This is a genomic window from Actinoplanes sp. NPDC023714 (assembly GCF_040639855.1).
Taxonomy (GTDB): Bacteria; Actinomycetota; Actinomycetes; order Mycobacteriales; family Micromonosporaceae; genus Actinoplanes.
Genome location: NZ_JBFAAR010000018.1, coordinates 37,070 through 52,202, shown reverse-complemented (window position 1 = coordinate 52,202; position 15,133 = coordinate 37,070). Strand labels below are relative to the sequence as shown.

At 70.8% G+C, this 15,133-nt stretch carries 13 protein-coding genes; 4 read left to right on the top strand and 9 right to left on the bottom strand.

Annotation, left to right across the window (positions count from 1 at the left end):
• Positions 1-91: 91 nt before the first annotated feature.
• From AB0G10_RS42095 to AB0G10_RS42070, 6 genes are all read right to left on the bottom strand, one after another.
• Positions 92-559: a DUF1707 domain-containing protein gene (locus AB0G10_RS42095; RefSeq protein ID WP_360935841.1), complete on the bottom strand. Its 468-nt coding sequence runs from the start codon at positions 557-559 to the stop codon at positions 92-94.
• Positions 560-568: 9 nt separating this feature from the next.
• On the bottom strand, positions 569-991 hold the full coding sequence (locus tag AB0G10_RS42090) for a DUF1810 domain-containing protein (RefSeq protein WP_360935838.1): 423 nt from the start codon (positions 989-991) through the stop codon (positions 569-571).
• Positions 992-1,002: 11 nt separating this feature from the next.
• Complete coding sequence (locus tag AB0G10_RS42085; protein ID WP_360935835.1) at positions 1,003-1,941, bottom strand: hypothetical protein; 939 nt, start codon at positions 1,939-1,941, stop codon at positions 1,003-1,005.
• 37 nt (positions 1,942-1,978) lie between these two features.
• Positions 1,979-2,800, bottom strand: coding sequence for an SDR family oxidoreductase (locus AB0G10_RS42080; RefSeq protein WP_360935832.1), 822 nt, complete (start codon positions 2,798-2,800; stop codon positions 1,979-1,981).
• Positions 2,801-2,853: 53 nt separating this feature from the next.
• Complete coding sequence (locus tag AB0G10_RS42075; protein WP_360935829.1) at positions 2,854-5,778, bottom strand: M36 family metallopeptidase; 2,925 nt, start codon at positions 5,776-5,778, stop codon at positions 2,854-2,856.
• A gap of 138 nt (positions 5,779-5,916) precedes the next feature.
• A complete protein-coding gene (locus AB0G10_RS42070) occupies positions 5,917-6,858 on the bottom strand; it encodes an aldo/keto reductase (protein WP_360935826.1) in 942 nt (313 codons plus the stop codon).
• A 57-nt stretch (positions 6,859-6,915) separates the two neighbouring features.
• On the opposite strand from AB0G10_RS42070, the gene AB0G10_RS42065 reads away from it, so the two are divergent.
• Both AB0G10_RS42065 and AB0G10_RS42060 read left to right on the top strand, forming a co-directional pair.
• Positions 6,916-7,278 carry a MerR family transcriptional regulator gene (locus AB0G10_RS42065; protein WP_360935823.1) on the top strand — a complete coding sequence of 121 codons (363 nt, stop codon included), beginning with the start codon at positions 6,916-6,918 and terminating at the stop codon, positions 7,276-7,278.
• A complete protein-coding gene (locus tag AB0G10_RS42060) occupies positions 7,251-7,610 on the top strand; it encodes a VOC family protein (protein WP_360935820.1) in 360 nt (119 codons plus the stop codon). The genes AB0G10_RS42065 and AB0G10_RS42060 overlap by 28 nt, the downstream gene beginning before the upstream one ends.
• On the opposite strand, the gene AB0G10_RS42055 is transcribed toward AB0G10_RS42060, so the two are convergent.
• Positions 7,607-8,983, bottom strand: coding sequence for an MFS transporter (locus AB0G10_RS42055; protein WP_360935817.1), 1,377 nt, complete (start codon positions 8,981-8,983; stop codon positions 7,607-7,609). The genes AB0G10_RS42060 and AB0G10_RS42055 overlap by 4 nt on opposite strands.
• A gap of 81 nt (positions 8,984-9,064) precedes the next feature.
• Between AB0G10_RS42055 and glgX the strand changes: the two genes are divergently transcribed.
• Together glgX and AB0G10_RS42045 are read left to right on the top strand one after the other, a co-directional pair.
• Complete coding sequence (gene glgX, locus AB0G10_RS42050) at positions 9,065-11,173, top strand: glycogen debranching protein GlgX (RefSeq protein ID WP_360935814.1); 2,109 nt, start codon at positions 9,065-9,067, stop codon at positions 11,171-11,173.
• 46 nt (positions 11,174-11,219) lie between these two features.
• Complete coding sequence (locus AB0G10_RS42045; RefSeq protein WP_360935811.1) at positions 11,220-12,278, top strand: spore photoproduct lyase family protein; 1,059 nt, start codon at positions 11,220-11,222, stop codon at positions 12,276-12,278.
• A 6-nt stretch (positions 12,279-12,284) separates the two neighbouring features.
• Here the strand turns inward: AB0G10_RS42045 and AB0G10_RS42040 are convergent, their stop codons facing one another.
• Positions 12,285-13,886 (bottom strand): methyl-accepting chemotaxis protein, encoded by a 1,602-nt coding sequence (locus tag AB0G10_RS42040; protein WP_360935808.1) that lies wholly within the window; start codon positions 13,884-13,886, stop codon positions 12,285-12,287.
• 135 nt (positions 13,887-14,021) lie between these two features.
• On the bottom strand, positions 14,022-15,125 hold the full coding sequence (locus AB0G10_RS42035; RefSeq protein WP_360935806.1) for an alpha/beta fold hydrolase: 1,104 nt from the start codon (positions 15,123-15,125) through the stop codon (positions 14,022-14,024).
• Positions 15,126-15,133 lie beyond the last annotated feature (8 nt).

The following is a 15,133-nucleotide window of genomic DNA, read 5'->3' as shown; positions in this document are numbered from 1 at the left end:
CCAGCCGCTCCCAGTCCTGATCAGTCAGATCACCAGCCACAACACGCCAACGATCGACCACAGTCATCCGTGATGATCCGTCAGATGCGCTCTAGACCACCGTGGAGAAGGCGACGTAGAGGATGACCACGATCTGGGCGATCAGGCCGAGCCCGCCGAGCGCCATGCCGGAGTAGGTCATCCCGCGGTTCAGCGGCGACCGCAGCCCGATCACGCCGCTGACGATCGCCGCGATCGACAGCACCGGGCCGAGCGGCACGCAGGCCGTGGCCGGCAGGGACAGGATGCCGAGGACGAGGGAGACGAGGGGCGCGCCGCCGTTCTGCCGGGGAGGCGGCGGCGCGGTCCGGCCGTACACCACGGGATGGCTCCCGGTGGGCGCCGGCAGATCCCAGACGACCCGGGACAGCTCGCCCCAGGTGCGGCACGCGTAGGCCTGCCGGGTCCGCTCGCTGAACTCCTCGATGGAGAGCCGCCCCTCGGCGGTCGCCTGGTTGAGCCGGGCCACGATCGCCTCACGGTCGGCGTCGGACACCCGCATGTGCGGCTCGCGGTACATGCCCGGAGACTATCCCTGCACGTCAAGCAGGCGCAGCGTCCGATCGTCCGGTCCGTCGTAGAACACGTCCAGCACCCGGGTGAAGATCGCCGGATCGTCGGCCGCCCGGGCGAACAGCGTCATCGACGACCGCAGCTTCAGGTCGTCCGGGTATCCGAAGATCTGGGTGGCCGACTTCTCCGGGTGCGCGAGCACGGCGGTGGCGCAGGAGATCAGGCGCGGCCCGAGGACCGGATGGGCCAGGTACGCCCGCGCCTCGGCCAGGTCACGGATCGCGTACTGCTGGGCGGTCGGGCTGCTGCCGAGCCCGGCGATCTGCGGGAAGACGAACCACATCCAGTGGCTGCGCTTGTTCCCGTCGACGATCTCGGCGAGGGCGCGGTCGTACACGCCGTCCTGTGCCCGTACGAAACGCTCCAGGTCATCCCCCATGACCACAGACTCTAGGCGAAGCGGGCGATCCGCAGCCCGGAGGAGCCCGGCATGCTGCGCCTTGCCGCGCCGAGGCCGCTCACCCCCTCGACGGTCACCTCGACGATGTCGGCGTCCGCGAGCACCAGGGTCTCGCCTCCGGGCGGCATGCGCAGGATCAGCTCCCCGTTGTCGCGGACCTCGCCGCCGGCCGCGGTGAGGCCGGCCGCCCCGGTGATCAGGTAGGGGTCCAGGTGGGGGTGCGGCGAGGCGAGCAGGCGCTCCGCCCGTACCGAAAGAATCCAGGGAAGACTGAGAGCCTCACCCAATCGCGCGAGCGCGCAGCGGCGCCCCGCGGCGTCCGGGAAGGTCACCACGTGCTCGAAGCCGCCGTGCCCGAAGACGCCCCGGTGGTGCGGCGCGAAGGTCCGGCCGTCGTAGGAGCCGACCGCGTAGGAGCCGGCCACCAGCAGCACCCAGGCGCCGCCGAGCGGGAAGAGCTGCGGGCAGCGGGCGCCCTCCCAGGCCGTCAGGTCCGAGACGAACTCCCAGGTCCGCTGGTCGCTGGACCGGTATTGCACGATCCGGTCGGCGGCCGCGAGCAGCATCCGCCACTCGCCGCCCTCGCTCCACACGTAGGGGTCGCGCAGCCCGGGCCCCGCGTCCAGGACCCGGCTGGTGGTCCAGCCGGGAGGTCCGCTCACCGCACGATCGACGGCGCCGGGGGTACGGGTGAAGTAGACGGCCGGCCCGGTCACCACCGAGCCGCAGCCCCACTCCCCCGGGCTGTCCGCGACCGGCTGCTCCCACCAGATCACCAGGTCGTCGGAGACCGCCCGGCCGAGACCGCCGCCCCCGGCGATCGCGTAGTACAGCCGGTAGCGGCCGTCCTCCCGGGTGACGCCGTAGACCTCGCCGACGCCGGCGGCACGCGGGGAGAAGTGGAGCCGGGGCAGGGGCACGGGTTCCATGCCTCTGCGTAACACCCCGGCCCGGATAAGGGAACAGTCACACCCGCAGAAGCTGTGCCACTCCGGTCGCCGGCCGGCCGGTCAGGTCGGTCACGTGCGTGGTCACCGCCGCGAGCTCGCCGGCCGCGATGGCCAGGTAGGTGGAGACCCACGCGTCGACCTGCCAGCGCGGGGCGCCGTAGACCGCCCGGGACTCGTAGGCCTCCTCGATCGTCTCGTCGTGGTACGTGACGCCGAGGATCCGCGCGATCTCGCCGAGGCTCAGCGCCTCCGGGCCGGTCAGCTCGTAGGTGCTCCCGGCGTGCGCGGCCGGGTCGCGCAGCACCGCCACGGTGGCGTCGGCGATGTCGTCCTGCGCCACGGCGGCCACCCGGCCGTCGCCGGCCGGCCCACGGATCACGCCGTCGGCGCCGGCCAGGTGCGGCAGGAAATCGGCGTAGAGGTTGTCCCGCAGGAACGTCGCGGGGATGCCGCGGGCGCGGATGTGCTGCTCGGTGGCGTGATGGTCGCGGGCCAGGGTGAAGGTGGCGTCCGGCGACGCGCCCGCGAACGAGATGTAGACGAGGTGCCCGACGCCCGCGTCCGCCGCCGCGTCGACGAACGTCCGGTGCTGCTCGACCCGGTCCTCGGTCTCCGACGCCGACACCATCAGCACGGTCCGCACGCCGTCCAGCGCCTCGCGCACGGCGGGTCCGTCGGCGAAGGGCGCGACCACCGCTGCGGCGCCGGCCAGCTGCGGCGCGCGCGCCGCGTCTCGCACCAGCAACTTCATGGGTACGCCGGCAGCACCGAGGCGGCGGGCCACCCGCCCGCCGAGCTGTCCCGTGGCGCCGGTGACCGCGATCGTTTCCAGGCTCATGAGGTCCATCCTGCCGGGGCGGGAGGGTGGTCCGCCCCGGCAGGAGGAATCTTCTAGCGCGCGTACGCCTGGAACTCGGCGATGCGCACGTTCTGCGCCTGCGGGCTCGCCGTCGAGCAGTCGGTCGCGGCCCGCGGGTCGGCGTCCTGCTCACCGGCGTAGGCCGGCCCGCCCGTGCACTGGTTGGTCACGACCTCGACCCGCAGGTGGGTCGCCGTCGTGTCCGGGATGTCGAAGTCCCGGACGATCAGCTCCGGCGCGCGCGGGCGCGGGTTGCCGGACGGGAACGCGTCCCGCTTGCTGACGTACACGGTCCGGTAGTCGGCCGCGTCGGCGCAGTCGTTCGCGGCCGACGCCGTGCAGGCGAGGACCTTGAACTGCCGCAGCGCCGAGAACCGGCTCTGCGCGGCCGGGTCGGCGTTACCGGTGATCGCCGGGCGCAGCATGGCGCTGACCTGCACCCGCTTGATCCGCTGCCGGTCGCCGGCCAGGTCGACGCTGACCCCCTTGCCCGCGATCGGGGCGGCGAGCGACGCCCAGTTGGTCGCCTCGTCGTCGTCGATCAGGGCGGTCAGGTTGACGCCGTCACCGGTCGCCGTGGCGCCACTCGTGCCGGACGCCAGGTTGGTCGGCATCTTCACGAACAGCGTCCGGTCGTGGCCGGCCCGGAACTCGGTCGCAGTGACCCGCGCCTCGCCGCGGCCGGGGGCCTGGGCGATGAACGAGTACTTCCCGGCGACCAGGTCGACGGTGTCCGGCAGGGCGGTGGCCGGGTCGGTGTCGGCGACCGCGACCGCGCGGGCCTGGTAGTCACCGACGAACAGCTTCGCGCCCGCCACGACCTTGCCGTGCTCGTCCAGCGGCCGGAACCTCACCGTGGACTCGTTCGCGTACGGCGACGCGAAACTCGGCGTCGGGTTGACGTCGCCGGCGCCGTTGCTGGCCGCGCCCTCACCGAGGCCGCGCTTCGCGAACGCGTTCCAGATGATGTCCTGGTTCTTCCCGCCGAAGCGGACCTGGTCGGCGGCGATGAGCGCGTCCCGGGCGTCGACCTGGCTGTTGGCCGAGTTCGCCAGCAGCAGGAACGAGTCGAACACCAGCTGGATCCAGCGCCGGTTGCCCGGGCACTTGGTGACCGCGACCTTGCCGTTGGCGCAGGCCTTCTGCAGGGCCGCGCTGCCGGTGCCGTACCGCTTCATGAACGCGGAGCGGACGTCGAAGTTGGCGGCGCTCCACACCTCGCCGGAGGCGTGCACCTGCAGGCCGACGAAGTCGTAGTCGACGTGGCTGTAGTTGAGCGGGCTCCGGCTCATGTTGAAGTTGCGGATGCCGGCGCCGCCGTCACCGGTCACGTACTCGCCGATGGTGTAGGCGCTGCTGCCCTTCGGCATGTAGCCGTGCTCGTAGAGGTACTCGATCGCGAGCAGGTCGGACCAGCTCTCGCTCATGCCCTGCGGCGAGCTCAGACCCGCGTTCGGCCCGGCGATCATGCGGTTCGTGATGGCGTGCGTGTATTCGTGGGCGATCACCGACATGTCGTAGTCGCCGTCCACGCAGGGCCCGTAGAAGGCGCCGGCGATGGGCTGCCACAGGTACATGTTCGTGATCGGGGCCTCGCCGTCCGGCGGGGTGATCTGGTTGGCGTTGTTGCGGGCCGCGAAGTCCGGCGGGCCGCCGCTGATGCCACCGGCCTGCGCGTTGCCCTGCTCGTAGTCGTTGCCGAGGCCTGCCCCGGTGAAGTTCTCGGCCTGCATGTTCCAGGTCTCCTCGGTGAAGCCGAGGTGGTACGACCAGTCGTGCATCCGGTTGTGCATGGCGAACAGGTTGGCCCGGGCCGCGTCGATGTCGTTCTCGGCCGGCGTCGTGAAGACGGTGGGCGCGCACTGCTCCTTGAACCACTGGTTGGTCCAGCGGTACCGGTAGTCGCGGTCCGGGCGCGGGGTGGCGGTCTCGGTGCCGACCGTGAACGGGTCGTTCGAGTTCCAGTTCTCCACCGCGATCGCGTTGTTGCCGCGGGTCGTGAACGTCGGCTGGTCGGTGGCCGGGTCGACGTCCCAGCCGATCGGCGACGCCGGGGTGCCGACGACCTCGTCGCAGCGGCGGGACGGGAACTGGCACCACGTCCTGCGGGTGTCCGCCGACGAGTGGTCGGTGCGCGGCGAGTTCGGGAAGACGTCCCACTCCGGGTTGTCGCTGTCCGCGTCCACGATGCTGTCGCTGACCAGCACCGCGCCGTCCCGGGCGTCGACCCAGGTGGTGTACGCGACCGGGTCCGCGCCGGTCAGGTCCTGTCCGAGGGTGACCTGGTAGGCGGCGCGGGCGCCCTGCTCCGGGGTCGGCACGGCGACCAGCTCGGTGGCGAGGACGGTCGGGCTGGTGAGACCGGCGTCGGAGGCGGCGATCCGCTCGGCGTCGGCCTTGCTGAGCGTGGCCGGCGCCGGCGCGGCCCCGTCCCGGGCCAGCGACGAGCTGACGCTCCACACCTCCCCGTTGCGCACCCCGACCGAGAGCAGGCCGTCGCGGCCGGCCACCAGGTCGCCGAAGCGCTGCCGGAGGATGACGACGGCGCCCTCGCCGAGCTGCTGCTTCGTCAGCACCTCGAGGGCGTCCGCGCCGCTCTGCGTCAGGCCCAGCACGTCGAGGTGCGAGGCGACGTAGGCCTGGGCGGCCGCGACCGGCTCGGCCGGAAGGCCCTCGGCCAGCGGCGCCGCGGTGGACGTGAGCGCGGCCGGGGTGCCGAGCGTATTCCAGCGGACCAGCGCGCCGGACTCGGCCGCGCCCTCCCGCTGCGCCGCGGTGGGCGCGAGGCTGCCGCGGCGGTTGTCCCTGCTGTGGTCATGGTCATGGTCGTCGTGGACCCGGGCGGTCCGGGGTGGCTCTGCGGGAGCCGCGCTGCTCGCCGTAGCGGGAGTGAGCACGAGCACCGCCGCGACGAGGGCTGTTGTGGATGCCGCCGACGCACGGGATGGTGTGCGCACGGTACCTCCTTTTTGGACGGCCTTTTACCGACCCCGCCATCCGATCAGCCGGACGGGCCCCGGCGACATGGGCCGAACATCCACAATCGAAGTCGATCAATTGCGAAAGTCGTCGATGTCGCCGGGTCGCGGTGCCCCCTAGGCCGCCTCGTCCAGGCGCCGGCGCTGGTCCTCGGTGAGGATCACGTCGCGGGCGCCCATCGCCTCGGTGATCTGGGCGATCGTGGTGACGCCGACGATGGGCGCGATCCGCCGGGGGCCGCCCGCCAGCCAGGAGAGGACGACCTGGTTGCGGGTCGCGCCGGTCTCCGCCGCGACCGCGTCGAGGACGGCGAGGCGCCGCGTCGTGCCGGGGTGGTCGTAGGCGTCCGGCAGCGGGCGGTCCTCGCGGGTGTAGCCGCCGTCGAGCAGGGTGTTGTAGGCCCACAGACCGAGGTCGTTGCTCGCCAGGTATTCCAGGGTCTCGGCCGTGGCGTGGACGTGGGCGCTCTGCGGCAGCTTCACTCCCGGCAGTGGCTGGAGATAGGAGTAGCGGAGCTGGAGGACCGTGTAGGGCTCGAGGCCCCTGCTCCGAGCGATGCCTCGTGCCCTCTCCACCCGCCAGACGGGGTGGTTCGAGACGCCCAGCCGGTCGACTCTCCCCTGGGCCACGAATCCGCCCAGAGCGGTGACCGTCTCCTCCAGCGGCGTGGCCCGGTCCTCGATGTGCGCCCAGTAGAGCTCGACCTTCTCGGTCCGCAACCGCTCCAGGCTCCGGTCCAGCGCGGTGGTCAGCGCCTTCTCCGACAGCCCCTCGACGTGCTCGGGGAACCCGTTGGCGACCGTCGGCTCGGCGCCGGCCTTGGTGCTCAGCCGGACCCGTTCCCGGGCGCCGGGCCGCCGGTCCAGCCATCGGCCGATGACGGTCTCGCTCTGCCCGCCGAAGCCGCTCGGGTGCATCCACCACGCGTAGTTGTTCGCCGTGTCGATCCACTCCCCGCCCAGCTCCCGATAGCGGTCGAGCAGGTCGAAGGATTGTGCCTCGTCGATGCGGGTGCCGAGCGCCAGGGCGCCGAGAACGATCGTGATATCGGTTGCCATGCCCGTTACCCTGTCGCCTGGAGCGCGCTCCAGGTCAAGCATCCACGGGGAGATTCCATGCCGTACACACCGGGCGAGGCGGCCGGCCGGATCGGGGTCAGCATCGACACGATCCGCTACTACGAGAAGATCGGCCTGATGAACGGGGTCCAGCGCGACTCCGTCGGCCGCCGGGTCTTCTCCGACCACGACCTGTCCCGGCTGGGGCTGCTGCGCTGCCTGCGCGACTCCGGGATGCCGATCGCGCGGCTGCGCCGGTTCGCCGAACTGCTCGAGGAGGGCGACCACACCGCGGGGCAGCGCGCGGCGCTGCTCGAGGAGCATGATCGCGAGATCGACGAGAAGGTCGCCCAGTTGCGGCTCGAGCAGAAGCGAGTACGGGAGAAGATCGAGTGGTACCGGTCGGTAGCGGAACACTGACGTACGTCAAGAGCATCACCTTCGACTGCGCCGACGCCCTCGTGGTCGCGCGGTTCTGGGCGGCGGCGCTCGGTGGCGAGCTGGACTCCGGCGCCACGAGCGGCAAGGCGTACGTCGAGGCGCCCGGCTGGGGCGGCCCCAACCTGTGGTTCCAGCGCGTGCCGGAACCCGCGGTCGCGAAGAACCGCATGCACTTCGACCTGCGCGCCCCGGGCGGCGACGTGCCGGCCGAGGTGGCCCGGCTGAGCGCGCTCGGCGCCACGGTGGTGACGCCCGGCGACCTGACGGTGATGGCCGACCCCGAAGGCAACGTGTTCTGCGTCGAGGCCTAGGCGGGGACTGTTCTCTCCTCGTACACATGCTCGGCAGTGGCCCGCGCCCAACGGCCTGTCGAGAAACGCCCCAGCGCAAGCACCGCCAGGCCGAGCCCCACGAGGATCCACCAGCCCACGGCGGGCGCCACCGCCGAGGCCACCACGGCGCCGATGACCGCCACGCCCAGCGCGCTGCCCACCTGCCGGCTGGTCGAGGCGATCGCGGCCGCGACGCCCGCCCGCGCACGCGGCATGCCGGAGACCGCGGTGTTCGTGATCGGGGTGTTGACCATGCCGAAGCCGAGACCGAAGAGCAGGTAGCCGATCACCAGCTGCCAGACCGGCGAGGTGGCGTCCGCCTGCGTGAGCGGGAGCATGCCGAGGGCCATCGCGGAGCCGGCCACGGTGAGCGGCAGGCGGGTGCCGCGCGCCCCGACGAGCCGGCCGGAGAGCGGCGAGGCGATCACCGTCATCAGCGCCATCGGCAGCGTGTAGAGGCCGGCGTGCAGGGCCGAGAGCCCGCGCTGCTCCTGCAGGTAGAGCGTGTTGAGGAAGAGGAAGCCGCCGAGGGCCGCGAAGGCGCAGACCGCGATCAGGGTGGCGCCGCTGAACGGGGCGCTGCGGAAGAACCGCAGCTCGATGAGGGGTTCGGTGCGCCGCGGCTCCCACCACAGCAGGCCGCCGAGAGCGGCCATCCCCAGCAGGAAGCAACCCCAGGTCTGCGGGGACGTCCAGCCCGCGTTCGGTCCCTCGATGATTCCGTACGTCGTGGCCGACAGGATGACCAGCACCAGGACCTGCCCGACCGGATCGAGGCGGCGCGGGTGCTCGGCGCGCGACTCCGGGATGAAGCGCCACGCCAGCAGGAACGCCGCGATCCCGACCGGCACGTTGATCCAGAAGATCGAGCGCCAGCCGAACGCGTGCACCAGGACGCCGCCGGCGAGCGGGCCGAGGGCCATGCTGAAACCGGTCACCGCACCCCAGACGCCGATGGCCCGGGCCCGCTCCTTCGGCTCGGTGAAGGTGTTCGTGATGATCGACATGGCGACCGGGTTGAGCATCGACCCGCCGACGGCCTGGACCATCCGGAAGGCGATCAGCCATCCGAGCGACGGCGCCACGCTGCACAGCAGGGAGCCGAAGGTGAACAGCGCGAGACCGATCTGGAACACCCGGCGCCGGCCCACCCGGTCGGCGGTCGAGCCGGCCAGCACCAGCAGGCTCGCGAGGACCAGGGTGTACGCGTCGATGGTCCACTGCAGGCCGGAGACCGACGCGCCGAGCTCGGCCCGGATCGCGGGCAGCGCGATGTTCACGATCGTGACGTCGAGGCTGATGATCAGCAGGCTCATGCAGCAGATGGCCAGGACGAGGTAGCGGCGGGGCACGTCCGCAGTTCTACCCGCAGGAGGATGTTGCTCACATCGGCGGTTGTTTTCCCGGCGGAGGTATTTGGGCAGTCTGGGGCCATGAAAATCTGGCCTGGCAACCCGTATCCGCTGGGTGCGACATACGACGGCGGCGGCACCAACTTCGCGATCTTCTCGGAGGCGGCGACCCGCGTCGAACTCTGCCTCTTCGACGAGAACGGCAACGAGACCCGCGTCGACCTGCCGGAACGCGAGGCACTCGTGTGGCACGGCTATCTGCCACGGGTGGTGCCGGGGCAGCGGTACGGCTACCGGGTGCACGGCCCGTACGACCCGTCGCGGGGGCTGCGGTGCAACCCGTCGAAGCTGCTCCTCGACCCGTACGCGAAGGCGATCGACGGCGACTTCACCTGGGACCAGGCGCTGTTCTCGTACAACTTCGGCGATCCGGGCTCGTACAACGACGCCGACTCGGCGCCGTTCGCCGCGAAGTCCGTGGTGATCAACCCGTTCTTCGACTGGGGCAACGACAAGCCGCTGAAGATCCCGATGTGGGAGACGGTGATCTACGAGGCGCACGTGAAGGGCATGACGGTCCAGCACCCTTCGATCCCGGAAGACGTCCAGGGCACCTACTCCGGGCTGGCTCACCCCGAGATGATCAAGTATCTCAAGAGCCTGGGCGTGACCGCTGTCGAGTTGATGCCGGTGCACCAGTTCGTGCACGACAGCGGGCTGGTCGAGAAGGGCCTCTCCAACTACTGGGGTTACAACACCATCGGCTTCTTCGCGCCGCACAACGGGTATTCGTCCTTCGGCGGGATCGGCGGGCAGGTCCAGGAGTTCAAGGCCATGGTGAAGGCCCTGCACGCGGCCGGGATGGAGGTCATCCTGGACGTGGTCTACAACCACACCGCCGAGGGCAACCATCTCGGTCCGACGCTGTCGTTCCGGGGGATCGACAACCCGGCCTACTACCGGCTTGTCGATCAGGACAAGTCCTATTACTACGACACCACGGGTACGGGGAACAGCCTCAACGTCCGGCACCACGAGTCGCTGCGGCTGATCATGGACTCGCTCCGGTACTGGGTGACCGAGATGCACGTCGACGGCTTCCGGTTCGACCTGGCCGCCGCCCTGGCCCGCGAGTTCCACGAGGTGGACCGCCTGGCCGCCTTCTTCGACCTGGTCAACCAGGACCCGGTGGTCTCGCAGGTGAAGCTCATCGCCGAGCCGTGGGACGTCGGCGACGGCGGCTACCAGGTCGGCGGCTTCCCGCCCAACTGGACCGAGTGGAACGGCAAGTACCGGGACTCGGTCCGGGACTTCTGGCGCGGCGAGCCGTCCAGCCTCGGCGAGTTCGCGTCCCGGTTCACCGGCAGCTCGGACCTCTACCAGGACGACGGCCGGCGGCCGATCGCGTCGATCAACTTCGTCACGGCGCACGACGGCTTCACGCTGAACGACCTGGTCAGCTACAACGAGAAGCACAACGACGCGAACGGCGAGGGCAACCGGGACGGCGAGAGCCACAACCGGTCCTGGAACTGCGGGGTCGAGGGCCCGACCGACGACGCCGACGTGGTGATGCTGCGCGAGCGGCAGAAGCGCAACTTCCTCACCACGCTGCTGCTCAGCCAGGGCGTGCCGATGATCGCGCACGGCGACGAGCTGGGCCGCACCCAGCAGGGCAACAACAACGTCTACTGCCAGGACGGGCCGATCTCGTGGGTGGACTGGCAGGACTCGCGCAACTTCGACGTGCTGACCGGTTTCGTCCGCCGGCTGCTCGCCCTCCGCGCCCAGCACCCGATCTTCCGGCGCCGCCGGTTCTTCACCGGTGAGCCGGCCGGCGACTCGAAGCTGCCGGACATCGCCTGGCTGCGCCGCGACGGCGAAGTGATGACCGACGAGGACTGGCACACCCGCGGCGGGATGACCATGACGGTGTTCCTGAACGGTCACGGCATCCCCGAGCGCGACGCCCTCGGCGAGGAGATCAAGGACGACTCGTTCCTGCTGCTCTTCAACCCGCTCGACGAGGACGTGTCGTTCACGGTGCCCGGCCGCGACTACGGCCGCACCTGGGAGGTCGTGGCGAACACGGCCGACCCGCTGCTGGCCGGCCGCCGCCGCACGTTCAAGGCGGGCAGCCAGATGGGCGTGATGCGGCACAGCCTGGCCGTGCTGAGGTGCCGCTACTAGGTCACCGCGGGTGGGCGGCGGCGGCCGGATCGGGGAGAATCGGGGCGTGGGGGAAATTCTTGACATCCAGCGCATCTACCTCGAACCGGCCGCCGCCGAGCTGCCGCGCGGCAAGGAGGTGCTGAGCCGCTACCCGGACGCCACGATCGTCGAGGTGGAGAGCCACCAGCGCATCCCGGAGCTGTACGGCGACGAGACGAACGTGCGGCGCTGGGTGCGGATCAAGCGGGAGGCCCTGGTCCTCGGCGTGAAGAAGACGATGACGGCCCGGCCGAACGGGCGGTCCGCCGACTTCATCGCCCCCTCCACGGCGAACGGCTGCGCGATGGCCTGCGCCTACTGCTACGTCCCCCGGCACAAGGGCTACAGCAACCCGATCACGGTCTTCGCCAACATCGAGCGCATCACCGGCTATCTCGGGCGGCACGTGGGGCGGCAGGGCGTCAAGCCGGAGGCCAACGAGTGCGACCCGGTCAGCTGGGTCTACGACATCGGGGAGAACTCCGACTGCTCGCTCGACGCGAGGATCAGCGACAACGTCCGGGACCTCGTCACGCTCTTCCGGGCGCTGCCCACGGCGAAGGCCAGTTTCGCGACCAAGCACGTCAACCGCGACCTGCTGGACTGGGATCCGCAGCAGCGCACCCGGATCCGCTTCTCGCTGATGCCGCAGGCCGACGCGAAGGTGCTCGACATCCGGACCAGCCCGATCGCCGAACGGATCGCCGCGATCGACGACTTCGTCGAGGCCGGGTACGAGGTTCACGTCAACTTCAGCCCGGTCGTGGTGCGCGACGGCTGGCTCGACGACTGGCGGGAGCTGCTCGACGAGCTGGACGCCGGCCTCGGCGAGAAGGCGAAACGGCAGCTGGCCGCCGAGATCATCTTCCTGACCCACAACCGGAACCTGCACGAGGTCAACCTGGGCTGGCACCCGAAGGCCGAGGAGCTGCTCTGGCGCCCCGACCTCCAGCAGGTGAAACGGTCGCAGAACGGCGACCTGAACGTCCGCTACCGCACCGGGGCGAAGGGCGCCTACGTGCACGCCCTGACCGCCCTGATCGCCGAGCGGACGCCCTACCTCCGGGTGCGCTACGCCTTCTGATCCCTCTCAGACGCGGAACCGCGACACCAGGGTGTTCAGGTCCGTCGACATCCGCGCCAGCTCGGCGATGGCCTGCTGCGTCTCCCCCACGCCGTGGCTGGTGTTCTGCGCGGCCTGCGCCACGCCCACGATGCTGCGGGAGATGTCGCCGGTCCCGGTGGCCGCCTCGGAGACGCTGCGGTTCATCTCGGCCGTCGTCGCCGTCTGCTCCTCGACCGCGGACGCGATGGTGGTCTGGAAGTCGCTGATCCGCCCGATCACCTCGGAGATCTTCTCGATGGCGGCGACCGCGCCCTCGGTGTCGGCCTGGATCGCCTCGACCCGGCGGGAGATGTCCTCGGTGGCCCGGGCGGTCTCCTGCGCGAGGTCCTTCACCTCGGAGGCGACGACCGCGAACCCCTTGCCGGCGTCGCCGGCGCGGGCCGCCTCGATGGTGGCGTTCAGCGCGAGCAGGTTGGTCTGCTCGGCGATCGAGGTGATCGTCTTGATGACGTTGCCGATCTCCGCGGACGACTCGCCGAGCTTGTTCATCGTGGAGGACGTCGAGGAGGCGAGGCTGACGGCTTCGGCGGCCACCTGGGCGGCCTCGCTGGCGTTGTGCGAGATCTCCCGGATCGACGCGCCCATCTGCTCGCCGCCGGCCGAGACCGTGTCGACGCTGCGGGAGATCTCCTCGGCCGCGCTGGACACGTGCGCGGACTGCTCGGACGCCTCCATCGCCGAGTTGGCGATCTGCGCGGCCGTACTGGTCATCTCCTCGCTGGCGCCGGCGAGCGAGGCCGCCGACCCCTCGATCGTGGTGATCGCGTCGCGCAGGGAGGCGGTTGCGGCGTCCAGCGAGCGGCCCATCCGGCCGGTCTCGTCGTCGCTGGTCAGCCCGGTCCTCTGGGTGAGGTCGCCGGCCTCCAGGGCGGCGCAGACCCGCTGCACCGCGGCGATCGACCCGACGATCTTGGTGGCGATGTAGAAGGCCATGACGAGGGCCACCGCGAGCCCACCGGCCAGCAGGACGATCTGGACGATCCGGCTCTGCTCGTAGCTCGACCGGGCCGCCGCGGCGTTCTTGGCGGCGTCGGCGGTCTCGGCGGCGTCCAGGTCGGTCACGTCGGCGTAGATCGTCTGCAGGATCGGGATGGTCACCGTGTCCCGGACCGTGGACCACTGCGCCAGCTTGCTGGCGGCGCCGAGCGGCAGCAGCTTCTCCTTCACGGCCGTGACGTAGGCGTTCCACTGTGTCTGCAGGTGATCGATGGTGTCCGGGTTCCCGGTCGGCATGCTGTCGCGGTAGGCCGTCATCGCCGCCTCGAACGTCTCGAGGTCGTCGCTCACGGCGTTGGTGAACTTCGTGATCGACGCCTGGTCCGGCGAGAGCGCCTGGTTGGCGACGTCCGAGCGGGTCTGCATCACGGCGGCCTTGACCTGCCCGATGGCCCGGATGCTCGCCACGTTGCTCTCGTAGATCAGCTGGGCCTTGGCGCTGGTCTCGCTCAGCGACATCAGGCCGCCGACGCCCACGACGAGCGCCACGACGGCGGCCACGGCGACCGCACCCAAAATCTTGATTTTGACGCTGAGATCCGCGAAGGACCACCGGCTCACCGAACTCACAGAACCACCGTAGGACGCCATCGGTGATCGCGGGGCGGAGTCCGGACGCCTCCCTGACCCCATCGGCACCACTGATGAACTCGGGGCCCGGCGGTCACCCGCCGGGCCCCGGGGGGCCGGAAAGTCACGCGACCGTCATGCGAATCGGGCGGCGATCCAGTCGGCCACGTAGTTCACCGACTCGAAGACCGCCTCCTCGTGGTCGGCTCCCGGCAGGCCGAGGAAGGTGACCGGGACGCCGTACGCCTGGATCTGCGGCACCAGGAAGTCGGTGGAGAGGAAGTACGGCACCGCCTCGTCGTCCTCCCCGTGCACGATCAGCACCGGCGCGCTCGGCGCGGTCTGGGCCGGGTTCTCGTACGAGGCCATCTTGGTGACCACGGCGGCCGGCACGTTCCCGCCCTTCACCAGCTGCGCGGCGGTGAAGTCCTGGTAGGTCTCGAGGATCTCGGGGAGGCAGCCCGAGCTGAGCACCCCGGCCTTGGCCTGGGCCGGGGCGGCGAGCACCGTGTTCGGGTTGAAGGTCGGTTCCACGGCCGCGAGACCGTAGAGCGCCATCGGGAGGTAGCCCTGGCCGGGCGTGCCCGCGATCTCCGGGATGATGTACTGGGTGTTCGAGACCGGCGCGATGCTGGCCGTCCCCTTCAGCACCAGCGTCCCGTCGTACGAGGGCGCCAGCTGGCTCGCGAAGAGCGCGCCCTGCCCGCCCTGCGAATGCCCGTCCACGACGTACTGCAGGGAGAGCGCCGCGTCGAGGCTGCGCGCGGCCCGCACGCTGTCGATCAGGGACCGGCCCTCGCTGTTGCCGATGAGGTAGGGGTGGGCCTGCGGCGTACCCAATCCGGGGTAATCCGGGGCGGCGACCGTCCATCCTCGCTCGAGGAGCTCGGCGACCGCGGCGCGGGCCTCGGGCCAGAAGACGCCGTAGTTGGCCGAGGGCGCGCACTGGTCGGCGAGCCCGGTGGTCCCGTGCGCCCAGGCGACCGTCCTGTTCTTCTTGCCGGACTTCGGGGTGAGGACCAGACCGGTCGCGGTGATGACATTTCCGGTCACGCCGGTGGTGACGTACTGGACGCGGCGGCCCGTCGCGAGCGGCGCCAGCTCGGCCGGCAGGGAGACGGCCGAGGACGACAGCACCAACCCCGGCAGTGACGCCGCGGCGGCTGGCTGGGCGGCCGTGGCGACCGTGCCGCAGACGGCGAGAAGAACCGCCGGCAGCACGCGTGACACGATTTTCATGAGCATCC